This window comes from Leifsonia sp. EB41, assembly GCF_041262565.1.
In the GTDB taxonomy this organism is placed as follows: Bacteria; Actinomycetota; Actinomycetes; order Actinomycetales; family Microbacteriaceae; genus Leifsonia.
The window spans coordinates 1,811,079-1,835,081 of the sequence record NZ_JBGCCJ010000001.1; the positions used below are offsets into that span (position 1 = coordinate 1,811,079).

General features: G+C 72.0%; 26 protein-coding genes. 10 read left to right on the plus strand and 16 right to left on the minus strand.

Translation table 11 applies throughout. The features are described 5' to 3' along the window. Window positions 1-50 precede the first annotated feature (50 nt). From ABH923_RS08830 to ABH923_RS08845, 4 genes are all read right to left on the minus strand, one after another. On the minus strand, window positions 51-680 hold the full coding sequence (locus ABH923_RS08830) for a PadR family transcriptional regulator (RefSeq protein WP_370054985.1): 630 nt from the start codon (window positions 678-680) through the stop codon (window positions 51-53). After that, window positions 677-1,504, minus strand: coding sequence for a DUF4097 domain-containing protein (locus ABH923_RS08835; RefSeq protein WP_370054986.1), 828 nt, complete (start codon window positions 1,502-1,504; stop codon window positions 677-679). Before ABH923_RS08835 ends, ABH923_RS08830 begins: the two co-directional genes overlap by 4 nt. Window positions 1,505-1,641: 137 nt before the next feature. Continuing rightward, entirely contained in the window at window positions 1,642-2,250 is a 609-nt protein-coding gene (locus tag ABH923_RS08840; RefSeq protein WP_370054987.1) for an antibiotic biosynthesis monooxygenase, read from the minus strand. 56 nt (window positions 2,251-2,306) lie between these two features. Then, window positions 2,307-2,963 (minus strand): substrate-binding domain-containing protein, encoded by a 657-nt coding sequence (locus tag ABH923_RS08845; protein ID WP_370054988.1) that lies wholly within the window; start codon window positions 2,961-2,963, stop codon window positions 2,307-2,309. Window positions 2,964-3,105: 142 nt separating this feature from the next. Here ABH923_RS08845 and ABH923_RS08850 point away from each other — a divergent pair, with 142 nt between their 5' ends. From ABH923_RS08850 to ABH923_RS08865, 4 genes are read left to right on the plus strand one after another with little or no spacing between them, the layout of a single operon-like run. Further along, window positions 3,106-4,239 (plus strand): carbohydrate ABC transporter permease, encoded by a 1,134-nt coding sequence (locus tag ABH923_RS08850; protein ID WP_370054989.1) that lies wholly within the window; start codon window positions 3,106-3,108, stop codon window positions 4,237-4,239. Further along, window positions 4,236-5,153, plus strand: coding sequence for a carbohydrate ABC transporter permease (locus ABH923_RS08855; protein ID WP_370054990.1), 918 nt, complete (start codon window positions 4,236-4,238; stop codon window positions 5,151-5,153). The genes ABH923_RS08850 and ABH923_RS08855 overlap by 4 nt, the downstream gene beginning before the upstream one ends. Beyond that, complete coding sequence (locus ABH923_RS08860; RefSeq protein WP_370054991.1) at window positions 5,150-6,049, plus strand: Type 1 glutamine amidotransferase-like domain-containing protein; 900 nt, start codon at window positions 5,150-5,152, stop codon at window positions 6,047-6,049. Before ABH923_RS08855 ends, ABH923_RS08860 begins: the two co-directional genes overlap by 4 nt. Further along, window positions 6,046-8,040: a glycogen debranching N-terminal domain-containing protein gene (locus ABH923_RS08865; RefSeq protein ID WP_370054992.1), complete on the plus strand. Its 1,995-nt coding sequence runs from the start codon at window positions 6,046-6,048 to the stop codon at window positions 8,038-8,040. The genes ABH923_RS08860 and ABH923_RS08865 overlap by 4 nt, the downstream gene beginning before the upstream one ends. Before the next feature lie 70 nt (window positions 8,041-8,110). Here the strand turns inward: ABH923_RS08865 and ABH923_RS08870 are convergent, their stop codons facing one another. After that, a complete protein-coding gene (locus ABH923_RS08870) occupies window positions 8,111-9,172 on the minus strand; it encodes an NAD(P)-binding domain-containing protein (RefSeq protein WP_370054993.1) in 1,062 nt (353 codons plus the stop codon). A gap of 150 nt (window positions 9,173-9,322) precedes the next feature. On the opposite strand from ABH923_RS08870, the gene ABH923_RS08875 reads away from it, so the two are divergent. Next, window positions 9,323-9,568 carry a DUF3073 domain-containing protein gene (locus ABH923_RS08875; RefSeq protein WP_370054995.1) on the plus strand — a complete coding sequence of 82 codons (246 nt, stop codon included), beginning with the start codon at window positions 9,323-9,325 and terminating at the stop codon, window positions 9,566-9,568. 79 nt (window positions 9,569-9,647) lie between these two features. Here the strand turns inward: ABH923_RS08875 and ABH923_RS08880 are convergent, their stop codons facing one another. The 9 genes from ABH923_RS08880 to ABH923_RS08920 form a co-directional block, all read right to left on the minus strand. After that, a complete protein-coding gene (locus tag ABH923_RS08880) occupies window positions 9,648-10,256 on the minus strand; it encodes a response regulator (RefSeq protein WP_370054996.1) in 609 nt (202 codons plus the stop codon). Next, window positions 10,253-11,398: a sensor histidine kinase gene (locus ABH923_RS08885; RefSeq protein ID WP_370054997.1), complete on the minus strand. Its 1,146-nt coding sequence runs from the start codon at window positions 11,396-11,398 to the stop codon at window positions 10,253-10,255. The genes ABH923_RS08880 and ABH923_RS08885 overlap by 4 nt, the downstream gene beginning before the upstream one ends. A gap of 32 nt (window positions 11,399-11,430) precedes the next feature. Continuing rightward, on the minus strand, window positions 11,431-12,174 hold the full coding sequence (locus tag ABH923_RS08890; RefSeq protein WP_370054998.1) for an ABC transporter permease: 744 nt from the start codon (window positions 12,172-12,174) through the stop codon (window positions 11,431-11,433). After that, window positions 12,171-13,124 carry an ABC transporter ATP-binding protein gene (locus tag ABH923_RS08895; protein ID WP_370054999.1) on the minus strand — a complete coding sequence of 318 codons (954 nt, stop codon included), beginning with the start codon at window positions 13,122-13,124 and terminating at the stop codon, window positions 12,171-12,173. The genes ABH923_RS08890 and ABH923_RS08895 overlap by 4 nt, the downstream gene beginning before the upstream one ends. Before the next feature lie 86 nt (window positions 13,125-13,210). Further along, window positions 13,211-14,470: a Calx-beta domain-containing protein gene (locus ABH923_RS08900; protein WP_370055000.1), complete on the minus strand. Its 1,260-nt coding sequence runs from the start codon at window positions 14,468-14,470 to the stop codon at window positions 13,211-13,213. Between the two features lie 174 nt (window positions 14,471-14,644). Then, entirely contained in the window at window positions 14,645-15,766 is a 1,122-nt protein-coding gene (gene purM, locus ABH923_RS08905; protein WP_370055001.1) for a phosphoribosylformylglycinamidine cyclo-ligase, read from the minus strand. A gap of 39 nt (window positions 15,767-15,805) precedes the next feature. Then, entirely contained in the window at window positions 15,806-17,392 is a 1,587-nt protein-coding gene (gene purF / locus ABH923_RS08910) for an amidophosphoribosyltransferase (RefSeq protein ID WP_370055002.1), read from the minus strand. A gap of 34 nt (window positions 17,393-17,426) precedes the next feature. Next, a complete protein-coding gene (locus ABH923_RS08915) occupies window positions 17,427-17,912 on the minus strand; it encodes a hypothetical protein (protein WP_370055003.1) in 486 nt (161 codons plus the stop codon). Between the two features lie 61 nt (window positions 17,913-17,973). After that, window positions 17,974-18,330 (minus strand): sterol carrier family protein, encoded by a 357-nt coding sequence (locus ABH923_RS08920; RefSeq protein WP_370055004.1) that lies wholly within the window; start codon window positions 18,328-18,330, stop codon window positions 17,974-17,976. A gap of 59 nt (window positions 18,331-18,389) precedes the next feature. Here ABH923_RS08920 and purD point away from each other — a divergent pair, with 59 nt between their 5' ends. Then, complete coding sequence (purD, locus tag ABH923_RS08925) at window positions 18,390-19,652, plus strand: phosphoribosylamine--glycine ligase (protein WP_370055005.1); 1,263 nt, start codon at window positions 18,390-18,392, stop codon at window positions 19,650-19,652. 73 nt (window positions 19,653-19,725) lie between these two features. Here the strand turns inward: purD and ABH923_RS08930 are convergent, their stop codons facing one another. Continuing rightward, complete coding sequence (locus ABH923_RS08930) at window positions 19,726-20,970, minus strand: FAD-binding protein (RefSeq protein ID WP_370057327.1); 1,245 nt, start codon at window positions 20,968-20,970, stop codon at window positions 19,726-19,728. A gap of 170 nt (window positions 20,971-21,140) precedes the next feature. Here ABH923_RS08930 and ABH923_RS08935 point away from each other — a divergent pair, with 170 nt between their 5' ends. Further along, complete coding sequence (locus tag ABH923_RS08935; protein WP_370055006.1) at window positions 21,141-21,608, plus strand: DUF6325 family protein; 468 nt, start codon at window positions 21,141-21,143, stop codon at window positions 21,606-21,608. A gap of 11 nt (window positions 21,609-21,619) precedes the next feature. Next, window positions 21,620-21,958: an SHOCT domain-containing protein gene (locus ABH923_RS08940; RefSeq protein ID WP_370055007.1), complete on the plus strand. Its 339-nt coding sequence runs from the start codon at window positions 21,620-21,622 to the stop codon at window positions 21,956-21,958. 19 nt (window positions 21,959-21,977) lie between these two features. Here the strand turns inward: ABH923_RS08940 and ABH923_RS08945 are convergent, their stop codons facing one another. Continuing rightward, window positions 21,978-22,457, minus strand: a complete 480-nt coding sequence (locus tag ABH923_RS08945; protein ID WP_370055008.1) for a MarR family winged helix-turn-helix transcriptional regulator — start codon at window positions 22,455-22,457, stop codon at window positions 21,978-21,980. Window positions 22,458-22,511: 54 nt separating this feature from the next. Between ABH923_RS08945 and ABH923_RS08950 the strand changes: the two genes are divergently transcribed. Beyond that, complete coding sequence (locus tag ABH923_RS08950; protein WP_370055009.1) at window positions 22,512-23,237, plus strand: hypothetical protein; 726 nt, start codon at window positions 22,512-22,514, stop codon at window positions 23,235-23,237. Then, a complete protein-coding gene (locus ABH923_RS08955) occupies window positions 23,234-24,001 on the plus strand; it encodes an SDR family NAD(P)-dependent oxidoreductase (RefSeq protein WP_370055011.1) in 768 nt (255 codons plus the stop codon). The genes ABH923_RS08950 and ABH923_RS08955 overlap by 4 nt, the downstream gene beginning before the upstream one ends. The last annotated feature ends 2 nt before the right edge of the window (window positions 24,002-24,003 follow it).

The window sequence follows — 24,003 nt, forward strand, 5'->3', positions numbered from 1 at the left end:
TGGGCTGGGATTTTCTGGAGTTCTTGACGAAACCCGCTCTCACCGGCGGTTCAGCCGCGGCCGATCGCCTCGACGATCGCACGCCGCACGCGGGTCAGCTCCTCCTTGAGCAGGGGCACGACGCTTTCCGGGAGCGCGCCGCGGGCGGCCTGCGAGCGCAGGTCCGTGCGGAGCTGCTGGCGGAACTCGTTGATCGCGACCTCCGCCTCCCGCGCCGCGGCGTTGGCGGCCGAGCGCGCGTCGCGGCCCGCGTCGCGCGCCTCCTGCCGCGGGTCGACCCGCTTCGCGTCGCGCGTGGCCTCCCGCGCCGCCGAGGCCAGCTCGGCGCGCAGGGTGCGCATGGCGTCGTTCACGCCCGCGCGGACTTCGTCGGCGAGCCGGCGGACGGAGTCGGTGACCTCGTCCTCGATCGCGTCCAGCTCGGGCTCGCGGGCGGCGAGCTCGGCGCGGCCGGCGTCGGTGATCGCGTAGACGGTCTTGCGGCCGTCTGTCGTCTTGGTGACCAGCCCCTCCTCCTCCAGCTTCGCCAGCCGGGGGTAGATGGTTCCGGCGCTCGGAACGTAGGTGCCGCCGAAGCGGTCGCTCAGCGCCTGGATGAGCTCGTAGCCGTGGCGGGGCGACTCCGCCAGGAGGCTCAGCAGGTAGAGGCGGAGGCTGCCGTGGGCGAAGACGGGGGTCACGCCGACGCCTCCTCCTGGGCCGAGGAGCTGCGGAGCACCGAGACGGCGCCGGAGACGGAGTTGACCGTGATGTCGACCCAGTAGCCGTCGAGGCTGCCGGTGGTCGCGGCGTACCCCTTTCCCGCCGAGCCGACGACCATCACGTTGTCGAGCTGGACCCGGCCGGAGACGGTGTTGGCGCGGTAGCGGGCTCCGAGGGCCTCCGGGATGCGGATGGTCGTGTCGCCCGAGACGGTGTTGATCTGAACCTCGTCAGGGGTGCCGGCGAGGTCGACCATGATGTCGGCCGAGACGCCGTCGGCGCTGAAGCGCGGGATCCACCCGGTGGCGGTGATGTCCCCCGACACCGTGTGCGCGGTGATGCGGCCGGTGTGGCCGCGGGCCGAGAGCTCGCCGCTGACGGAGTTGAGCTCCAGCGCGCCTTCGAGGCCGTCGATGACGACATCGCCGGAGACGGTGCTGAGCCGCGCGTCGGTCTTCAGGCCCGAGATGAGCGCGCCGGCGGAGACCACGCCGAACTTGAGGGCGACATCCCGCGGCACCAGCACGCTGACGTCGGCACGGGCGCTGGACCGCATCGACTTGAAGACGTCGATGAAGTTGTCCCAGCGCAGCTGCGGGTGGTCGATCTCCAGCCGGTCGCCGTCGATGGTGACCTTGAGATCGCGGCCGGACACCGAGTGGACCTCCACCCGGGCTCCCGGCTCGTCGTGGCCGATGATGTCGATCTGGCCACCCAGCAGCCCGACCTTGAGGGAGCGGACCAGCTCCACGTCGATCGTGCGGCTCTCGCCGGGCTGGATGAGCCACTTCTCCTGTGCCATGCTCTCGCGCTCCTTGCTTCGGTGACTCGCGATATATCGCGATGTTGACGTATTCACGATATATCGCGAGTTGAGCGAGCGCAAGCGCCCGGCGCGAATCTCAGGGTCGGCTCAGGGACATCCCCGATCCACCCGCGTCACCGCCGCGGGCGGGCGAGCCAGGGGTGCAGGAGGCGCGTGACGAAGGGGAGCAGGAAGTACGTCATCGTCGGCGTGAGCAGCAGCGTGGTGATCAGCACGGTCGCCAGCGGCCAGAGCTGGTGCCAGCCGGGCACCAGATAGAACGTGAAGTAGGTGAACACCAGCGAGAGCGGGAAGAACCCGAGCCAGATCGTGACGGCCTGCTTCCAGCGCGGCGGAGCGGCGGGCGCACCGGGCTCCGGCTCGTCGAACCAGCCTTCGATGCCGGTGCGGCGCTCCACGCGCGACACCTCGACCAGCTCGCGGCCCTCGTACAGCCACTCGGCGCGCTCGTCGGAGGCCTCCCACACCTCCAGCGACGCGGCGTCGGCGAAGCGGTACAGCATGTGCCACTCGTGCGAGTGGGCGTTCGCGCGCACCCAGCCGGAGCCGAGGAAGCCCTCGAAGCCGTTGGCGAGGTTGACGCCCGCCTGGACCCAGTGGGTCACCTCGGGGAGGCGATCGGCGTCGACCCGGCGGGTGATGGAGACGGTGACGGGGATGCGCGGGGGGAAGTCCGGGTTCTGCGCTTGTGGCGCGGAGACGTTCGGCTCTTGTGGAGTCATGCCTCCATTGTCGCCGCCGCGGGTTACACGCGCGTTTCGGCGGCGGGGCGCCGAGGTCAGCGGGGGCCGAGGAGGGTGCCGCCGTCGCGCACGACGAGCTGGGGCGTCACCAGGCGGTGGCGCGGGTCGTCCACGGCGGAGCGCACCCGGCCGCCGTGGGCGCCGGTCAGCAGTTCGAGCACGCCGGCGGCCACCTCCTCCAGCGGCTGGCGCACGCTGGAGAAGCCGAGCGACGCGGCGACGGGGGTGTCGTCGTAGCCGATGACGGGGATGCGGCCCCGCGTCGCGGTCAGGGCGCCGAGGGCGAGCGAGTCGGAGGCGCAGACGACGGCCTCCACGTCGGCACGGCCGGCGAGCGTCCGCATGGCCTCGGCGCCGAAAGTCACGCCGTCCTCGGAGGCCTCCTCCAGCGTCGCGAGGGTCGCGTCGTCGACAGCGTGCGCCTCCTGCATCGCCTCCAGCCAGCCCGCGCGGCGGTCGTCGCCGGTGCCGGAGCCCGCGGGCCAGCCGAGGTATCCGATCCGGCGGAGGCCGCGGGCGAGGAAGTGGTCGGTCGCTTCCCGCAGACCCGAGCGGCCGTCCACGTCCACCCACAGGTGCAGCGGGTCGGTCATGTCGTCGATGCCCCACGGGCGGCCGAACGTGACGAAGGACTGGCCGTGCTCGATCAGCCACTCCGTGCGGGGGTCGCCGTGGAAGGTGGAGGTCAGCACGAACGCGTCGACGTCCGCGCCGTCGGAGAGCCGTGACCGACCTCAACAGCAAGCTGGAGACGCTGGCCACGAGCGACCCGAAGACGATCCTCGACGCCACGCAGAAGAACCTCGAAGCGCTGAAGTAAGGATCCCAGACACCATGTCGCAAGCCACGAGTCGGTCTCGCCGTTCCGGAATCCGGCGCGGCGAGGCCGCCTCGGGGTGGTTGTTCACCGCCCCGGTCATCCTGCTGCTCGGCGTGTTCCTCGTCATCCCGGTGCTCATGGCGCTGTGGGTCAGCTTCTCCGACTGGGGAGGGCGCGGCAGCCCCTTCGCCTCCGACGTGAACTTCGTCGGGCTCAAGAACTACTCGACGCTGCTGGCAGGAGGCGGCCTCGCCGAGTCGGACTTCGGCACGGCGCTGAAGAACAACGCCTGGTACGTCGTCCTGGTCGTCCCGGTCCAGACGGCCGTCGCCCTCTTCCTCGCGGTGCTGGTCAACCGGGCCATCCTCCGCGGGCGCGGCTTCTTCCGCACCGCCTTCTACTTCCCGTCGGTGACCAGTTCGGTCGCCATCACCGTGCTCTGGCTGTTCCTGTTCAGCACGTCGGGCGCGGTGAACAAGGTGCTCTCCTGGTTCGGCATCAACGGACCGAACTGGTTCAACGACCCGAGCGGCATCATCCACAACTTCCTCGGCCTGTTCGGCGTCACCACCGGCCCCGCCGCCCTCACCCAGAACACGCTGCTCGGCGTGTCCTGGTGGGACTGGCTGGGCGGGCCCTCCGTCGCGATGACGGCCTACATGATCATGGCCGTGTTCACCACGAGCGGCACCTTCATGCTGCTCTTCATCGCGGCCCTGCAGAACCTCGGCGGCGACATCACGGAGGCCGCCATGATGGACGGCGCCAACGGCTGGCAGCGCTTCTGGCGCATCACGCTGCCGCAGCTTCGCCCCACGCTCTTCACCGTGCTGACCCTCGGCCTGATCGGCTGCTGGCAGGTCTTCGACCAGATCTACACCGGCAGCAAGGGCGCGCCGAGCAAGACCACGCTGACCCCGGCGTACCTCTCGTACCAGACCTCGTTCACCAACCAGGAGTGGGGCCAGGGCGCCGCGATCGCGTTCATCCTGTTCATCATCATCGTGCTGTTCACGATCTTCCAGCGCTGGGTGCTGCGTGAGCGCCAGGTGTCCAAGCGGCGCATGCGGCCGTACAACGCCGCGGTCATCGCTGCCACCGCGCCGAGCAACTCGTCCGGCTCCGCCATGAAGGGAGGCCTGGGATGACCGCCACCACGTCCACCGTCTCACCCGCCACCGCGACGTCGCCGGGGGCTTCGGCTCCGCGTCCGGTGCGCCGGCGCCGCCGCACGACCGGCAGCATCGCCGCCACGTCCGTCAGCTACGCGATCCTCGTCGTGCTCGCGGTCGTGTACATCATGCCGTTCCTCATCCAGCTCGCGACCTCGTTCAAGACCGACGCGGACGCGTCGGCCAACCCGGTCTCCCTCATCCCCCAGGTGTGGACAACGGCGGCGTACACCAAGCTGTTCCTCAACTCGGACTTCCCGCTCTGGTTCATGAACTCGGCCATCGTGACCGTGTTCGTGACCCTCGGCCGCGTGTTCTTCGACTCGATCGCCGGGTACGCCCTCGCGCGGCTGCACTTCCGTGGGCGCGGGGTCGTGTTCGCCGCGCTGGTCGCGGTCATGTCGGTGCCGATGGTCGTGCTGCTCATCCCGAAGTTCCTCGTGATCAACCAGCTCGGCATGTACGACTCGTACACCGGCATGATCCTTCCGCTGCTCACCGATGCGGCCGGCGTCTTCATCATGAAGGGCTTCTTCGAGTCGATCCCCGCGAGCGTCGAGGAGCAGGCGCGCATCGACGGCGCAGGCACGTTCCGGGTGTTCTGGTCGATCGTGCTGCCGATGGCGCGGCCCGCGCTCATCACGATCATCATCCTGTCCTTCCAGGGGTCGTGGAACGAGCTCGCCCACTTCATCGTGTCGACGCAGGACCCTGCCCTCACCACGCTGACGAAGGGCGTCGCGGGGCTGGCGAGCGGAGCGCTCAGCCAGGGCAGCCAGTACCCGCTCAAGCTCGCCGCCGCGGCGATCATGACCATCCCCGTCGCCGTGCTGTTCTTCATCTTCCAGCGCCGCATCATGAACTCCAGCGACGGAGCGGTGAAGGAGTGACGGCCATCGCACCGACCATCCTGGCCACCTGCGGAGGCCTGGTCGCCGGAGACTGGACGGACTCCCTCTATGGGCCGCTCCTGCACCACGCGATCGAGCTGGCGCAGGTGACCGGACCCCGGGCGAAAGTAGCGCACATCAACACGGCCGGCGGCGATCAGCGGCACGTGGAGGGCGGGGAGCTGGAGGCCGCGCACGCTGCCGGAGTCGAGGCGAGTCACGTGCGCTTCTTCCCGCACCCGAACATCCCGGACCTGCGCGAGCACATCCTCGCCCAGGACGTCGTGTGGGTCAGCGGCGGGAGCCTGCTCAACCTGCTGGCCGTCTGGCGCGCGCACGGGCTCGACGCGATCCTGACCGAGGCATGGCAGCGCGGCGTCGTCCTGGCGGGCGGTTCTGCCGGTGCGCTGTGCTGGCACGAGGGCGGGACGACGGCCTCTCGCGGCCCGGACATCTCCGCCCTGCCCGACGGGCTCGGCCTGGTGCCGGGCTCGCTCGCGGTCCACTACGACTCCGACCCGCGCCGCCGGCCTGCGCACCACGCAGCCGTGGCCTCCGGCGAACTGCCCGGCGGGTACGCGCTCGACGAAGGCACCGGACTCGTCTACCAGGGCACCACCCTCGTGGACGTCGTCTCCGAACGCGACGGCGCGGCCGTCTGGCGCGTGCAGCCCGCGGACGCCGATGGACGGGGCGGCGTGACCGAGACCCGCATCGAGCCCCGCGTTCTCCTGGGCTTGACGACAGCCGGCGCGGCGCACTCCCCCACCACTACGCACCCCACCGGCTCCGCCACCTCCCCCACCACCTTTACATCCCCATCCCCATCCCCATCCCCATCCCCATCCCCATCCCCATCCCCATCCCCGATCGAGGAGGCGCGAACGCCCCGATGACCCAGCCGCTCCAACCCCTGCTGCACGACAGCGTCGTGGTGCTCACCGCGCCCAGCCAAGCCTGGTCCGCTGCGGACGGCACCGTCGACGGCGGCGGGATCCACGGGTTCTTCCACTCGGACCTGCGGGTGCTCGACCGCATCCTCCTGACCGTCGGCGGCGATCTGCCCGAGCACATCGCCACGGCCGGACCCGACGCGGCGAGCGCCGTCTTCACCTCGCTCGCCCGCCGGATCGACGATGCCACGGCCGACCCGCGCGTCCGGCTGGACCGCACGCGCACCGTCGTGGCGGGCAGCCTGCGGGAGCGGATCGTCCTGCGCAACGCCCTCCGCACTCCCCTCACGACGGCGGTCGAAGTCGCTGTCCGCGGCGACTTCACGCCCATGCAGACGGTCAAGGCCGGGCTGACGGGTGCGGAGCACGCGGTTTCGGCCGAATCCGTCGAGGAGGGCGTCGTCTTCCGCTCGGGACCCGTGACCGCGCGGCTGATCGCCCCCGGCGCGCGCGTTTCGGTCGACGGCCAGAACGCCGTTCTCGCCTGGGACGTCGAGGTGCCGGCTCACGGCCACACCACCCTCGACTGGACCATCGACGTCGACGACCCGACCGCTGTCGTCGCGGGCGCCGCCCCCTCGGCCGAGTGGGCCGCGTTCCGCGCCACCACGGGCGACTCCCGTCTCGCGTGCTGGCTCGACCGGGCGCTCGCCGACCTCCAGTCGCTGCGGATGTCCACCACGGCGCGACCGGACGACACCTTCCTCGCCGCCGGCGCCCCCTGGTTCTTCACGCTGTTCGGCCGCGACTCGCTGTGGGCCGCCCGCCTGCTGCTGCCGCTCGGCACCGACATCGCCGCCACCACCCTCCGCGTACTGGCGCACTTCCAGGGCACCGAGACCGTCGGCGAGACCGCCGAGCAGCCCGGCAAGATCATGCACGAGCTGCGTCCGGCCGCGCTCACCATCCCCGGTGAGGGCGTCGTGCTGCCACCGCTCTACTACGGCACCGTCGATGCGACCGCACTCTGGATCGGGCTCCTCCACGACGCGTGGAAGTGGGGCCTGCCCGACGACCAGGTGCGCGAGCTGCTCCCCGCGATGCAGGCGGCGCTCGCCTGGATGCGCGACCACGGCGACAGCGATGGCGACGGCTTCCTGGAGTATGTGGACACCACCGGTCACGGCCTCGCCAACCAGGGCTGGAAGGACTCCGGCGATTCCATTCAGTGGAAGGACGGCACCCTCGCGGACGGTCCGATCGCGCTCTGCGAGGTCCAGGGCTACGCCTACGAGGCCGCGGTCGGCGGCGCCGAGCTGCTCGACGCGTTCGGTCTGGAAGGCGCGGACGAGTGGCGCGACTGGGCCGCGCAGCTCAAGAGCCGTTTCGCCGAGGCGTTCTGGATCGACGACCCGGCCGGCGCCTACCCCGCCGTCGCGCTCGACGCCGCCAAGCGCAAGGTCGACACCGTCACGAGCAACATCGGCCACCTGCTCGGCACCGGCATCCTCACCCCGGAGCAGTCGACCGTGATCGCGCGCCGGCTGGCGTCGCCGGAGCTGTCGTCCGGCTACGGCCTGCGCACCATGTCGACGGACTCGGGCGGCTACTGGCCGCTCAGCTACCACGGCGGTTCCGTGTGGGCGCACGACACCGCGATCGCGATCGTGGGGCTGTCGCGCGACGGCCACACGGCGGAGGCCGACCTCCTCGCGGACGGCCTGTTGGCGGCGGCGGACGGCTTCGGCTACCGGATGCCCGAACTGCACTCGGGCGACTCCGCCGAGCAGACCAGCGCACCGATCCCGTACCCGGCCGCCTGCCGCCCGCAGGCCTGGTCGGCGGCCGCGGCGGTCGCGGTCCTCTCCTCCCGCCTCGGCCTCCGCGCCGACGCCCAGACGGGATCGCTCGACGTGCGCCCGACCCCCGGCGCCGGCAGCATCCGCGTGAGCGGCCTCCGCTTCGCGGGCGCCCCCCGCGACCTGGAGGTCTGACACCCCGCAGATTCGTGCCGAATGTGGTGTTTGCCGCGGCGATAAGCCACATTCGGCACGAATCTGAGGCCTAGATCTGCGCCATGATCTGGCGGGCGATGACGCGGCCGGCGCGGTTCGCGCCGATCGTGCTCGCCTGCGGGCCGTAGCCGGCGAGGAAGATCCGCGGGTCGTGCCACGACGCACCGGACGCCACCGTGAGGCCGCCGGACTTCTCGCGGAGCTTCAGGGGCGAGAGGTGCCGGAGTTCCGGTCGGAAGCCGGTCGCCCAGATGATCGCGTCCGCCTTCGTCGTCGAACCGTCCGCCCAGACGACGCGGTCCGGCTCGATGCGGGAGAACATCTCGCGCTCCACGAGCAGCCCGCGGTCGATCCCGGCGGCGACTCGGCGCGTGCGCGGGACGCCGGTTCCGCTCACGATGCTCGGCAGCGCCAGGCCCGCGCGGGCCGCCGCGTCCTGAGCGGAGACCGCGGCCACGCCGCCCTCGATCGTCAGTTCGGACTCGTTGCGGAAGTCCACCGGGCGGCGGGTCGCCCAGGTCAGGCTCTCGGCGACGCCCTCCAGCTCCAGCAGGAAGCCGATCGCGCTCGTGCCGCCACCCACCACCACGACCGACTTCCCGGCGAGCGCCTCCGCCGACACGTACGTCGACGTGTGCACGTGACGGCCCGCGAAGTCGTTCATCCCCGGATACCACGGGATGAACGGCGCACCCCAGGTGCCGGACGCGTTCACGACGACCCGGGTGCGCGTCTCGCCGCGGTCGTGCGCGACGACCAGGTCGGCTCCGCGGTCGAACACGCGTGAGACCGTCACCGGACGTTGCACCTGGAGGCCGTAGTGCTCCTCGTAGCGGCGGTAGTAGCCGGCGACGATGTCCTTGGCCGGGAGGGCGCGGTCCGCGGTCTCGAAGCTGAGACCCAGCTCCGCCATCCCTGGGAGATCGTTCACGTGGTGGGCGCTGCCGAGACGCAGCGCATCCCACCGGTGCTGCCACGCGCCGCCGGTGCCGGGGCCGCGGTCGAGGATCACGAAATCCTGGCCGGGGACCAGCTCGAACCGGCGCAGGTAGTAGGCGACCGCCAGCCCGGCCTGCCCGGCGCCGACGATCACCACCTGGGTGTCGGTCATGCCACTGATCACGCGCTCATTCCATCATCCGACGCTGTGCGGGAACTCGGGGCCCATAGGGGTCACCATGCTAAACTCGACGCTAGTTTTCACTATTTCTGTTGGATCCCCGGGTGCCATTCCCCGGGCAGGACCAAAAGGGGGTCACGCATGGGGCGCGGCCGTCAAAAGGCAAAGCACACCAAGATCGCTCGTCAGTTGAAGTCGTTCAGTCCGAACGTCAACTACGACGCGCTCGAGCGTGAGCTCACCGGACATTCCCACCACGACGACGAGCACAACTACGACGCGTGGGCCGACTACAACCCGGATGGCGACGACGACACCCCAGGGTACGACGACGCCGACGAGGACGAGTACGAGGACACCGAGTCCGAGACGCCGAAGCGCGCCTGAGCGCGCCAGCGTCATCCCCGCGATCACCCGAGCGGGCGGCGTGAACCGCTGACGAGCCTTCGATCGCACGCCCGTGCGGTCAGAGCCAACCCTGCCGCGTCGCGATCGCGACCGCCTCGGAGCGGTTGCGCGCGCCCGTCTTGCCGATCGCGCTCGACAGGTGGTTACGCACGGTCCCGTCGCTGAGGTGGAGGCGGCGCGCGATGTCGGTGATCGTCCCACCCTGGCCCGCGACCGCGAGCACCTCGGCCTCCCGCACCGTCAGCGGCGAAGCGCCCGACGCCAGCGACTCGGCGGCCAGCGCAGGGTCGACGACGCGCAGCCCGGAGGCGATACGGCGGACGGCGTCGGCGAGCTGGCCGGAGGGCGTGTCCTTCACGATGAATCCCGCGGCCCCGGCCTCCATCGCCCGCCGCAGGTAGCCGGGCCGCCCGAACGTCGTCACGATCAGCGAGCGGCACGACGGTAGATCGCGCGCGAGCTGCGCGGCGACCTGGATGCCGTCGAGCCCGGGCATCTCCACGTCGAGCAGCGCGACGTCGGCGGCGGAGGTGCGCGCGGCGTCGAGCACCTCGTCGCCGCGGCCGACCTGCGCGACGACCTCCAGGTCGGTCTCGAGGTCGAGGAGGGCGGCGAGCGCGCCGCGGACGAGGGCCTGGTCGTCGGCGAGCAGCAGGCGGATGCTCACGCGGCCAACCTCCTCACGGTCAACAGCGTCCCGCCGCGCGGCCCGGCCTCCACCGTCACCGCTGCACCGAACTCCCGCGCCCGGTCGGTCAGCCCCGCGATCCCGGACCCGCGCACGAGCTCGCGCCGCTCCGCGCCGACCGGGGCGGGCCCGCGGCCGTCGTCCTCGATGCGCAGGGCGTCCGGCTCCACCGTCACCCAGCAGTTGCGGGAGCCGGAGTGGCGGATCACGTTCGTCACGCCCTCCCGCAGCACCCAGCCGAACAGCTCGCGCAGCTCCGGCGCGACGTCCTCGCCGTTGCGCGGCAGGTGCGCCTGGATGTCTGCGGCCGCCAGTCCCGCCTGGGCGGCGGCGAGCTCCGTGGACAGGCTCATCTCGCGGTAGCCGGCGACGGCGGCGCGCAGGTCGGCGAGGGCCGAGCGGGTGAGGCGTTCGATGTCGGCGAGCTCGTCCTCCGCGCGACGAGGGTCGACGGGGATCAGCCGGCGCGCGAGCTCCGACTTCACCGTCACCACGGTCAGCGAGTGGCCGAGGACGTCGTGCATGTCGCGTGAGAACCGGGCGCGCTCCTCCACCACCGCGAGCCTGGCGATCTCGCCCTGCGCGTTCCGCAGCCGGCGGAGAGTGTCGATCTGACGGGCGAAGGCGCTCATCATGATGCCGATCGAGACCGTGATGAGGGCGATGAACCAGGCGTCCGCGAAGGTGCCGGTGAGCAGGAAGACGACGACCTGCACGGCCCCGAGGGCGCCGATGATCGTGTTCGCGACCCAGGTGCGCGCGATCGACATCCCGGCGACGCACGCCACGTAGACCCAGGTCCAGAGGGTGTCGATGCCGATGAACGGGAGGAGGGTCAGCGTGAGAACGAAGTACGCCAGCACGCCGACCAGGCGCGTGCGCTCGCCCTCCCACCACAGGATCGGCGGGAGGGCGAGGAAGCCGACGTAGACGATCGCGAGCAGTGCGGTCGCGACGATCTTGGTGCCCACTGCGCCGGAGGACGTCCACAGGCTCACGATCACGGAGATCTGGTAGAGCAGGCCGATCACCGCGCCGGGGTACCAGCGGAAGGCGGAGCGGTGCGTCAGCCGCGCCCACACGCCGGTGGGGCGGTACTCCTCGACGTCGCTGGTGAACACGTCCCTAACCCTAGCCAGCCGTCGCCCGCGGGTCAGCCGCGTGCCGCGTCGCGCCGGTAGCGCCACACGATCAGCGCGCCGAGGGCGAGCGTCCACGCGGTCAGCACGAGCGCGGGCGTGAGGGCGTCTCCGCTCTGCAGCGCGCCGAGCTGCCCGACCCGGTTGAGCCAGTACGACGGCACGGCCTGCGCGACGTTCGCGACCCAGGCGGGGAAGATCTGCAGCGGGATCCACAAGCCACCCAGCACGGCCATCCCCATGAACACGGCCATGAACAGCGGCTGCGCGAACTCCGGCTTGGCGAACTGGCCGATCAGGATGCCGAGCAGGGCGAACGGCACGACGCCGGCCCAGATCGCCAGGCAGGCGAGCATCCAGCTCATCGCGGGGAGGTCCGGGTGGTAGAGCGCGATCGACACCCCGACGATGATCACGATGCTGAGCAGCGCGAGCGCCAGGGCCGCGACCAGCTTGGAGATCAGGTAGCCGGTGCCGGTGAGCGGGGTGACCCGGAGCTGGCGGTTCCAGCCGAGCGAGCGCTCGGTGACGATGTTGAACGCCTGCGACAGGGCCGCCATCATCCCGCCGTACGCGGACACCTGGATGGTCGTGACGACGATCCAGGGGAGGTGCGTGACGGCGTCGACCTGGCCGCGGCCTCCGAACGTGCCGCCGAAGGCCAGCAGCATGACCAGTGGGACGGCGAGGGTGAAGATCATGGCGCGCATGTTCTTGAGCTGGCGCAGGGACTCGCGGCCCAGGTAGGCGATGCTCATCGGAGGGCTCCTTCGGAGAGAGAGTGCGGGGTCGGCGCGGTCGCGTCGTCGCGCGACTCGGTGAGGGCGAGGAACGCGTCGTCCATCGTGTGCGCGGTGACCTCGATGTCGTGGAGGTCGTCGTGCGCGGCGAGGAGGGCGCGGAGCGTCGCGTCGGAGTCGTCGCTGACGATCGAGAGGCGCCCGTTGCGCTGGTCGACCGAACGGACGCCGGGGAGGGCACCGAGCCCGGCGGCGACCTCCGGGGTCCAGGCGAAGCCGGCGGTGGCGGCGATCCGGCGTCCGGACACGACGGCCTTCACCTCGGCGGGGGTGCCGTCGGCGACCACCCGGCCGCGGGCGAGCATGACGATGCGGTCGGCATAGGCGTCGGCCTCGTCGAGGTAGTGCGTCGCGAAGACGACGGTGCGGCCCTGGTCGGTGAACTCCCGCATCGAGAGCCAGAAGGTGCGCCTGGCTTCCACATCCATCGCGGCGGTCGGCTCGTCCAGGAACAGCAGGTCCGGGTTCGACACGACGGCGACGGCGAATCGCGCGCGCTGCATCTGGCCGCCGGACAGCTTGGAGACGCGCTGCTTGGCGATCTCGGTGCAGCGGGCGCGCTCGAGGGCTTCGGCCACGCTGAGCGGATGCCGATGGGCGGACGCGACCAGCGCCACGGACTCGGCGACGGTGAGCGTGGGCAGCAGCGCGCCGCCCTGAAGCATCGCGCCGACCCTCCCCTCCCGGATCGCCACGCGCGGGTCGCCGCCGAACAGCTCGGCGGTTCCGGCGGTCGGGCGCGCGAGGCCGAGCGCGAGGTCGATGGTGGTCGACTTGCCTGCGCCGTTCGGGCCGAGAAGGGCGATGACCTCCCCGGCCTTCACGGTGAGGTCGACGCCGTCGACGGCGGTGAGCGACCCGAAGGTCTTGCGGAGGCCGCTGAGGCGGATGGCTGGTGAGGTGTTCACCATTCCAGGGTGCCGGGTGGGCGGCGGGGCCGCGCAGGGGGCGCGTCAGGGATTCAGCGTGACGTTTGTCATGGGCGCGGCGTGCGTCAGAGCAGCCCGTCGCGGGAGCGCGTCGAACGGACGAGGCCGATGACGCCCGCGATGCCGCCGATCGTGATCAGGCCGGCCCCGAGGAGGAGCAGGAGGTCCTGGCCGACCGGCGCGCTCACGACCGGCGTGTGCGCGGTCGGGTCGCCCTGCGGGAGCGCGGAGGCCGCGCTTGCCGCACCGCCGCCTCCTGTGCCTCCCGCGACGACCGACGCGGGGGCCGCGACCGGGACCGCCGGCAGCGACACCATGGCGACGGCCCCGCTGACGTCCGCCGTCGCGCGCTGCAGGACCACGAAGAACACGGAGGCCGGCGAGCCGGGTGCGCGGGCGGGCAGGCTCACCGTCGTGGTCGCGGTCGCCTGGCCGGCGGCGAGCGCGAGGGTGCCGGACGCGGCGACGTAATCGGGTCCCGCGTGCGCCGTGCCGTCGACCGTGGCGAAGTCCACGGTGGCCGGGGTGGAGGCGCCCGTGCGGGTCACGTGGACGGTGACGGACGTGCTCCCCGTGACGACGCTGTCGGCCGCGACCGCGAGCGCGCCGGACGCCGCGGTGATGGTCACGGGCGCGGTGGCCGTCGCCGGGCGGAGGGTGGACCCGCTCGCGGGAGTGAAGGTCGCGGTGATCGTGTGCGCGCCCGCCGCCAGGGCGGTCAGGTCGGCTCGCGCGACGCCGCCCACGCCGACGGGCGCCGTCGCGGAGGCCACCCCGTCGACCGCGAAGGCGACGGTCCCGGCCTCCGGCGGCCCGAGCAGGAACCGGGTGACGCTCGCGGACACGGCGACGGTGCCGGAGGCCGTCGCGGGTGCGCTGAGGACGATCGCGGTGGCGTCGGTGCAGGCCGGGGCGGAGGCGTCGATGGTGGCCGTCCGGCCGCCCAGCGTCCAGGTCAGCGACGGCTCGGCCGCGGCATCCACCGTCAGCAGCCATGCGCCGTGGTGCTCGCCCGGCTGGAAGGTCGACGGCTGCCCACGGTCGGCGGCGCCCGGCGACAGGTCGTCAACGCCGGATCCGGGGGTCAGGGTGACCGGGGCGGAGGCCGACGAGCGGTAGCCGAGGACCACGGTGCGCGACGTCACGGCGCCGAGCGGGGCGTCCTGCACGCAGTCGACGAGCGGGGTGAGCGCGTCGGACGCGGCTGTGGGTGTCGGCGTGGGTGTCGGTGTCGGGCTCGCGAACGCCGGCACCCCCGCGAGCGCCACGGCGATCAGCGCCGCCCCCAGCGCGCACGCCAAGCGGAGGCTGGCATGGGGGGTCACAGCGGCCACTCTAGCGGGAGGCCGCGACCCTCCGCGCGTCCACGAACGGGTCACGTCGCGCGGCGTCGCGAACGGAGGAGGTCAGGCGGCTGGAGGGGCCGGATGGCGGTCAACGGAGGAGATCAGCGCGCGATCGAGGGAGAAGTCCTCCGTTAGCTACGTGGAGGTCGCCGCTCAGCGGGAGTAGGCGCCGACGAGGCGGACGGCTCCGCCGTCGACGCCCTTGGCGCCCTGCTCGAAGCCGGCCAGGTCGCGCGCAGCCGTGGAGACCATTCCTGCCCGCCAGGTGGGGATCCCGTCCGCGGTGAGCGCCGCCGCGATCGCGTCCGCGGCCTCCGGAGTCACGACGGCGAACATCCCGATGCCGAGGTTCCAGGTGCCCTCCGACGACTCCAGCGTGCTCCCGGCCAGGTCGCTCAGCACGCGGAACACCGGGCTCGGCGACCAGGTCGAGCGGTCGACCTCCACCCACGAGCCGACCGGGAGGACGCGCGCCAGGTTCGCGGCGATGCCGCCTCCGGTCACGTGGCTGAGCGAGTGGACGGCCCCCGCGAACGACGAGCTCTCGAGCACGCGCAGCAGCGGCGACGTGTAGAGGCGCGTCGGCTCCAGGAGGGCCTCGCCCACACTGCCGCCGAACTCGTCCAGCCGGTCGGTGAAGGCGATGCCGCGCTGCGCGAGGATGTGCCGCACGAGCGAGAAGCCGTTCGAGTGGATGCCGGACGACGCGAGCGCCAGCACCACGTCGCCGTCCCGGACGCGCTCGGCGCCCAGCAGCTCGTCGGCCTCCACCGCGCCGACCGCTGCGCCGGCGACGTCGTAGTCGTCCGGGCCGAGGAGCCCGGGGTGCTCGGCGGTCTCGCCGCCGACCAGCGCCGTGCCGGTCTCCTCGCAAGCGCGGGCGATCCCGGCGACGATCGCCGCGATCCGCTCGGGGACGACCTTGCCGCACGCGATGTAATCGGTCATGAACAACGGACGCGCGCCCACCACGACGATGTCGTCCACGACCATCCCGACCAGGTCCTGGCCGATGGTGTCGTGCTTGTCGAGCGCCTGCGCGATCGCGACCTTGGTGCCGACGCCGTCGGTGGAGGTCGCGAGCAGCGGGCGGCGGAAGGCCTTCAGCGCCGACACGTCGAACATGCCCGCGAAGCCGCCGACCCCGCCCAGCACCTGCGGGCCCTGCGTGCGCGCAACGGCGGCCTTCATCAGCTCGACGGCGCGGTCGCCGGCGGCGGTGTCGACACCGGCGGCGGCGTAGGAGGACGACGAGGATGGGGTGGGCTCAGTCACTGCTCCATCGTATCCGGGGCGACGGGACCGCTCGCGCCCCTACTCCTGGCGGCCCGGGTCGCCGTACGCGATCAGGCGCTCGTACTCCGAGTCGGGTCCTGGCTCGCAGCCGTCGCTCGACGCGTCAGCGCCGGTGTCGGTCGGCTCGACGGTCGCCGCGCGCTCCTCCGGACGCTCCAGGAGGTTCTTGCCCAGGTGGTGCGCGTCCGGCAGCTCGATCGGGTACACACCCGTGAAGCACGCCGTGCAGAGGCGCTCGCGCGGCTGCTCGGTCGCGGCGATCATGCCGTCCTCCGACAGGTAGCCGAGAGAGTCGGCGCCGATGGACTGTCGGACCTCGTCCACCCCGAGGCCGGTCGCGATGAGCTCCGCGCGCGAGGCGAAGTCGATGCCGTAGAAGCACGGCCACGTGATGGGCGGGCTGGAGATGCGCACGTGCACCTCGGCCGCGCCGGCCTCCCGCAGCATCGAGACGAGCGCGCGCTGCGTGTTGCCGCGCACGATCGAGTCGTCGACCACCACGAGCCGCTTGCCCTTGATGACCTCCTTCAGCGGGTTCAGCTTGAGCTTGATGCCGCGCTGGCGGATCGTCTGCGACGGCTGGATGAAGGTGCGGCCGACATACGAGTTCTTGACCAGGCCCTGGCCGAACGGGATGCCGGACGCCTGCGCATAGCCGATCGCCGCCGGGGTGCCGGACTCGGGCGTCGGGATGACGAGGTCGGCCTCCACCTCGTGCTCGCGGGCGAGCCGGCGGCCCATCTCCACGCGCGCCTCGTAGACGCCGCGGCCCGCGATGGTGGTGTCCGGCCGGGCCAGGTAGACGTACTCGAAGACGCAGCCGGCGCGCTTCTCGGCGGCGAACCGCTGCGTGCGGAGGCCGTTCTCGTCGATCACGATCAGCTCGCCGGGCTCCACCTCGCGCACGAAGCTCGCGCCGACGATGTCGAGCGCCGCCGTCTCGGAGGCGACCACCCAGCCGCGCTCCAGCCGGCCGAGCACCAGTGGGCGGACGCCCTGCGGATCGCGCGCGGCGTACAGGGTGTGCTCGTCCATGAAGACCAGGCAGAACGCGCCGCGCAGCCTCGGCAGGACCTCCAGGGCGGTGGCCTCCAGCGTGTGGTCGAGGTCGCCCGTGAGCAGTGCGGTGACCACCGCGGTGTCGGTGGTGTTGCCACGGGACAGCTCGCCGTCGAGCTGCGGGTAGCGGTCGTGCACGAGCTGCATGAGCTCGGCGGTGTTGGTGAGGTTGCCGTTGTGGCCGAGCGCGACCGTGCCGCTGGAGGTGCGGCCGAGGGTCGGCTGCGCGTTCTGCCAGCTGGAGGCGCCGGTGGTGGAGTAGCGCGTGTGGCCGACGGCGATGTGGCCGGTCAGCGAGTTGAGCGCGTTCTCGTTGAAGACCTGGGAGACGAGGCCCATGTCCTTGTAGATGAGGATCTTGTTGCCGTCGCTCGTCGCGATCCCCGCGGACTCCTGCCCGCGATGCTGCAGGGCGTAGAGGCCGAAGTAGCTGAGCTTGGCGACCTCCTCACCGGGAGCCCACACCCCGAAGACACCGCAGGCGTCCTGCGGGCCCTTCTCGCCGGGCAGAAGATCATGACTCAGGCGACCGTCGCCTCCGGCCACAGCGGGCCCCTTTCGTCAGGGTGTGTCGGGATGTTCAGCTGTCGACGGACGGACGCGAGCCGTTGCTCTGTGCGTCGTCCGGTCGTGGACCCGGCCCCGCGCCGCGCTCGGTGTCGAGCTCGGCGCCGGCGTCGGGAAGGCGCACGTCGATTCTATCCGCCTGGACGGTGCGCGCCCGGCGGGAGACTCTGCGGTCGATCAGGAGGGCGACCAGCGCGCCGACGGCGACGCCGATCGTCGCGCAGATCGCCAGCAGGAAGCCGAAGACCTGGCCGCGGTCGTAGGTGGGGTTCGCGGGGAAGGCGAAGGTGAGGATGAGCGCGATGACGGCGAAGACGATCGCGCCGGTGAGCATGAAGCGGAAGTACCGCGGCGAGCGGTGGACGCGCACCTCGGCCTCGGTGACGGTGGCGTCGACCTCCGGGTCGGGGGCCGGCGCGGCGTCGGGGTGCCCAGGTTCGGCGGCGTCGGCGGCGTGCGCCTCTTCAGGCACGGCGGACTCCTCCGCATTCGAGCTCATGCCTCCATTCTCTCGCACCGCACCTGAGCGGACGCCCACTGCGAAGGGACTGCGGGTGCGGTCAGAAGCGGAGCGGGAGGAGGCCCTCCAGGGTCGCCCGCTGGCCGGACGCGTGCACGGAGCCGGAGGCGATCCCGGCATCCCAGGTAAGGCTCCCGGAGGCCAGGGCCAGCCACGTCGCGGCGTCGGTCTCGATCACATTCGGGGGCGTCCCGCGGGTGTGCCGCGGGCCGGGGATGCACTGCACGGCTCCGAACGGCGGCACCCGCACCTCCACCGTGTTGCCGGGCGCCCGCTCGGCCAGGAGCTGGAGGAGGTAGCGCACGGCCGTCGCGGTCGTGTTCCGGTCGGCGCCCTCCGCGAGCGCACCGCGCACTGCCGCGCCGCCGACCTCGTCGGTGATCTTCGCTCGTGCCATGCCCTCCATCCTCGCACCAGGGTCGGACGGCACCCGACGCGCCCTCTAGCATGGGTCGCGTGAAGATTCTGGTCCTCGGTTCCGGTGCCCGCGAGCACGCCATCATCACCGCGCTCCTGGCCGAGGAGGCCGGACACGCGATCGTCGCGGCTCCCGGCAACGCCGGAATCGCCGCAGACGTCCCGGTCGAGACCGGTCTCGACCCGCTGGACGGCGCGGCCGTCGCTGAGTACGCGATCGAGAACGGCATCGAGCTCGTCGTCATCGGCCCGGAGGCTCCCTTGGTCGCCGGGGTCGCCGACCCCCTGCGCACGCGCGGCATCCCGGTCTTCGGCCCCGGCCGCGCCGCCGCGCAGCTGGAGGGCTCCAAGACCTTCGCCAAGCGGATCATGGAGGAGGCCGGCGTCCCGACCGGCCGCGCCGCCCGGGCGAGCACCCTCGCCGAGGCCGAGCGCGCGATCGACGAGTTCGGCGCGCCCTATGTCGTGAAGGCGGACGGGCTGGCCGCGGGCAAGGGCGTCATCGTCACCTCCGACCGCGCAGCCGCCGTCGAGCACGCGCGCCACTACCTGGCGCAGGGCGGCGTCCTGATCGAGGAGTTCCTCGACGGCGAGGAGGTGTCGCTCTTCCTGGTCAGCGATGGCCACACCGTCCTCCCGCTCAGCCCGGCGCAGGACTACAAGCGCCTCCTCGACGGAGACGCCGGCCCGAACACCGGCGGGATGGGCGCGTACTCACCGCTCCCCTGGCTGCCGGAGAACTTCGTGGACGAGGTCATCGAGACCGTCGCCCTCCCGACCGTCCGTCAGCTCGCGGCCGAGCAGACGCCGTTCATCGGCCTCCTCTACTGCGGGCTGATCGTCACGGCGAAGGGCATCCGCGTGATCGAGTTCAACGCGCGCTTCGGCGACCCGGAGACGCAGGTCGTGCTGCCGCGGCTGGTGACGCCGCTGTCGTCGCTGCTCTACGCGGCGGCGACGGGCGAGCTGTCCGGGATGCCGCGCCCCGAGTTCGCGCTCGACACTGCGGTGACCGTGGTGCTCGCGAGCGAGGGCTACCCGGAGGCGCCGCAGACCGGCCGGCCGATCACCGGCCTGGACGAGGCGGCGCAGGTCCCAGAGGTCACCATCGCGCACGCCGCGACGGCGCTGGACGCCGAGACGGGCGCGCTCCTCGCGACCGGAGGCCGTGTGCTCTCGGTGGTCGCGCGCGGCACGACCTTCGACGAGGCCCGCGAGCGCGCCTACGACGCGGTCGCCCGCATCCACCTCCCCGGCGCGCAGTACCGCACCGACATCGCCGCCCGCGTCGCCCGCTCCTGAGCGGCCCGCGAGGCGGCGGATTCTCCGCCGTCTCGGGTGCTTCGGCCGCACTTTGCGCCGCCTCGCGGCGCGGTCAGGCGAGGAGGCGGGTGAGGAAGGGGTTACGGAAGCGGCCCTCGGGGTCGAGGGATTCGGCCAGGGCGCGGAACGCGTCGAGGCGCGGGTAGAGCGCGGGGACGACGCCGTCGCGGTCGAGGTACAGCTTGCCCCAGTGCGGGCGGGCGCCGAGCGGCAGCAGGGCGGCCTCGAGCACGGGGAGCACGGCCTCCACGCCGGCCTGGTCGCGGAACCAGGTGAAGTGGAGGCCCACCACGTCCGTGCCGTACGCGCTGGACAGCCACAGGTCGTCGGCCGCGACCGTGCGGATCTCGCTGATCTGCAGCAGCGGCGCGATCAGCGGGGCGAGCTCGCGCACCGCCTGGATGGCCTCCACCGCCCGCGCCCGCGGCACCAGGTACTCGGACTGGATCTCCTCGCCGTTGGACGGCGTGAACTCGAAGCGGAAGTGCGCGAGGCGCTCGCTCCACGGGCCGGCCACGCCGAGCTGCTCCGTCGTGTTGCGGACGTCCATCGCCGCGATCATGTGCCGCGCTTCGGTGAGGGCGGGCGCGCCGGAGAAGTCGTCGGCGATCGGCGTCGCGGCGCCGTCCAGCTCCTTCAGCCAGGCGAGCGAGACGGCGTCCTCGTCCCAGGTCGTGAAGAGGGAGACGCTGTACGCCGCAGAGGTGACCTCGTCGAACCGCGAGGTCACGGCCTCCCAGGGGACGCCGCCGAACAGCCGCTGCCGCACGTCGAAGGTCGGCCGGATGTCGAGCACGACCTCCGTCACCACCCCGAGTGCGCCGAGCGAGACCGCCGCGCCCTCGAAGCCGGCGTCGCCGCGGGCGAAGTCCACGAGCTCGCCCGAACCGGTGAGGATGCGCAGCCCAGCGACGGCGGTCGACAGGTTGCCGTTGCGGTCGCCGGAGCCGTGCGTCGCCGTCGCGATGGCGCCGGCGACGGAGATGTGCGGCAACGAGGCGAGGTTGTGCAGCGCCCAGCCCGCCGTCTGGAGTTCGCGGGCGAGGTCGCCGTACCGTACGCCTCCGCCCACGGTCACCGTGCGCGCCTCCGCGTCGATGCGGATGTCCGCCGGGAGGCCGGCCGTGCTGACCAGGACGCCGTCGGTGTCGGCAAGGTCGTTGAACGAGTGCCTGCTGCCGAGCGCCCGCACCGACGTCGCACCCGCCACGACCTCGCGGAGCTCCTCCACGCTGGTCGGGCGCGCGATCCGCTGCGCCCGGTACTCGTGGTTTCCTGCCCAGTTCTTCTCGCCCACAAAGGGTCCCTTCTCGACGTCGACGGCGGTGTCCGCAGGGTCCCAGTCTAGGGATGTGACCGTGCACATCTCGCGCCTCCCCGCGGCCGGAAATCGGTCATTGCCGGGCTGAGTGCGCCTGTGTATCGTCTGCCGTGAAAGCGGGACCGGCCCGCTGACGGAGGCGTGAGATGGCTGAATTCGAGTACGGCCCGGCGGAGTTCATCGTCGCCCAGTTCGACAACGACAGACCGTCACCTGGGGTGGTCCAGGCCATCCTCGACCTGGTGGAGAGCGGCACTGTCCGTCTGCTCGACCTCCTGTTCGTGATGCGTCACGCCGACGGCGGGATCGAGATCGTGGAGCTGGAGGAGATCGGCGACGAGATCGGCATGGCCGACATCACCCTCGACGCCGGCGGCCTCGCGGGCGGGGAGGATGTGGACTCGATCGCCGAGCTGATCGAGCCGGGCTCGACCGGGGCGATCCTGGTCATCGAGCACCTCTGGGCGAAGGACCTCGCCAGCAAGTTCTTCCAGGCGGGCGGCCTGGTGGTCCACAGCGAGCGCATCCCCGCGCCGGTCGTCAACGCGGTCGTGGCCGGGGAGTTCGAGGACTACGTGGAGTCCGACGTCGATGTCGAGACGGTCGAGAGCTGAGGAGTGGGGACATGCCTTTAGGACGAATGGGACGCCCGGGACTGATCGGGATGGCGGCCCGCACGGCCGTCGTAGCCGGGACGGCGACCGCCGTGTCCGGCAACGTGCAGCGGCGGCAGGCGCAGCGCCAGCAGAACCAGTACGAGCAGCAGGCCTACGAGCAGGAGCAGCAGCAGGCGCAGATGCAGCAGGCGGCGCAGGAGGCGGCCGCTCAGCAGCAGGCTGCGGCTCCGGCGGCGCCTCCCGCCGACGACATGATGGCGAAGATCCAGCAGCTCGCCACTCTGCATTCGCAGGGGATCCTGTCGGACGAGGAGTTCAGCGCCGCGAAGGCGAAGCTCCTGGCCTGACGGTTCGCCTACCCGACGGTCAGCGGCGGAAGCCGGGGTGGCCGTCGGGCGGGACGGTGGAGGCGGCGGCGAGTTTGGCGAGGAGCGTCGCGAGGGCGAGCTGCTCGTCGTCGTCGAGGGGGGACAGGAGGTCCGCCTGGTGCGCCTCGGCGACCTCCCGCAGCCGCGCGAGCATCCGCTCGCCCTCGGGCGCGAGGGTGAGGACGTTGTTGCGGCGGTCGCCCTCACTGCGCTCGCGGACGACGAACCCCTTCGCCTCCAGCTCGTCCACCAGCGCGACCAGCCGGCTCGGGACCGTGCCGAGCTGCTCGGCGAGCTCGCGCTGGCTGAGCCCTTGGCGCCTGCCCAGCACCCGGATCGCGCCGGCCTCCCGTGGCGTCAGGCCCAGGGTCGCGACGCGTACGGCGAAACGGTCTGCGGCGTCCGCTCCGAGCTGGGCGAGCAGGAACGCCGTGCGCGGCGGGGCGCCGCGGCGGGCGCGCTGGGGGATGGACGTCACAGAATCCAGAATAGCGCTTGCGCGTAACGATTACACAGTGTAATCATTTCAAACATGAACGATATCCCGCCGACTCCCCGTCGTCGCCGACCGGACGGCCCGCCCCTGGGCATCCTCGCAGTCGTCCACGCCGGCCTGTTCCTGCTCGCGCTGATCGTCGGCTTCGTGCTGTCCGGCGCCGGCGCGTTCCTCTCACCCTTCGCCGGTGCGGACGCGGTCGCCGCGCACGCGCACGCCGATTGGGCTGCCATCCGTGTGGGCGCGATGCTGCAGTTCGGCTCCGCCGTGCCGCTCGAGATCTACGCCGCCACCGCGTTCGCCCGCCTCCAGCGCCTGGGGGTGCGCGTCCCCGGTCCGGCGATCGGCTTCACGGGCGGCCTCACCGCGTCGATCCTGCTGATGGTGTCGGCGTTCGGCACCTATTTGCTGAGCCGTCCCGAGCTGACGTCGGACCCGCGCCTGGCGCTCGCGTTCTCGTTCCTGGCGTTCGTCTTTGGCGGCGTCGGCTACGTCGTCGGCCTCGGCCTGCTGATCGCCGGGATGGCGGTGCCGGGTGTCATCCTCGGCCTGCTCCCGCGCTGGCTGGCGTGGGCGGGACTGGTGGTGGCGGCGCTCTCGGAGCTGTCGTTCCTGTCCCTCGCCGTCGAGCCGCTGCAGTTCCTGATCCCGATCGGACGCTTCGCGGGGATCGCGTGGCTGATCGCGGCGGGGTTCCTGCTGCCGCTGGATCGGCGCGAGGTGCGGGATCGGGCGGGGACGCGCGAGGAGGTGCGGCCGTGAACCAGACATCCCACGACAACCAGACACTTCGCGTCGCGTTCGTCCTCGGCGCGAACGGGGCCATCGGAAACGCGATCTGCCGGGCGCTCGGCGCGGACGGCCTCCTCATCGCCCCCGCTGCGCGGGACGCGGACGCACTGCGCACCCTCCAGGACGAGCTCGTCGCATCCGGAGTCGCCTGCCCGCAGACCTTCCCGCTCGACGCCACCGACGACGGCGCGCTCGAGTCCGCCATCGCCGCGGTGGCCGGGCTCGGCGACGGGCTCGCGGTCGCCGTCAACAACGTCGGCCGCGGCCACATGCCCACCCCGCTCGCGGACATGCCTGCGGACGTGTTCGACCAGATCGTCGCGGTGAACTTCCGTACGGTGGCCGTCGCGATGCGCGCCGAAGTGCGGGCGCTGCGGGCGTCCGCCGGGCCGCGCGCCATCGTGAACATCACCTCCACCGCCGGGACCCGCGGCGCCCCCGGGATGTCGGCGTACGCGGCGGCGAAGCACGCGGTGATCGGCCTGACCCTGACGACGGCGCTCGACGAGGCGCGGTCGGGTATCCGGGTGAACGCGGTCGCGCCCGGCCCGATCATGTCCGGCGGCAACCTCCGGCTGGACGACGCGACGCGCGAGCGGATCGGCGGTTACGTCCCGGTCGGCCGGATGGGCACCCCGGAGGAGGTCGCCGCGGCGGTCGCGTGGCTCGCGTCGCCTGCGGCGTCGTACGTGACCGGCGACGTGCTCGCCGTCGACGGCGGACGCACGATCTGACG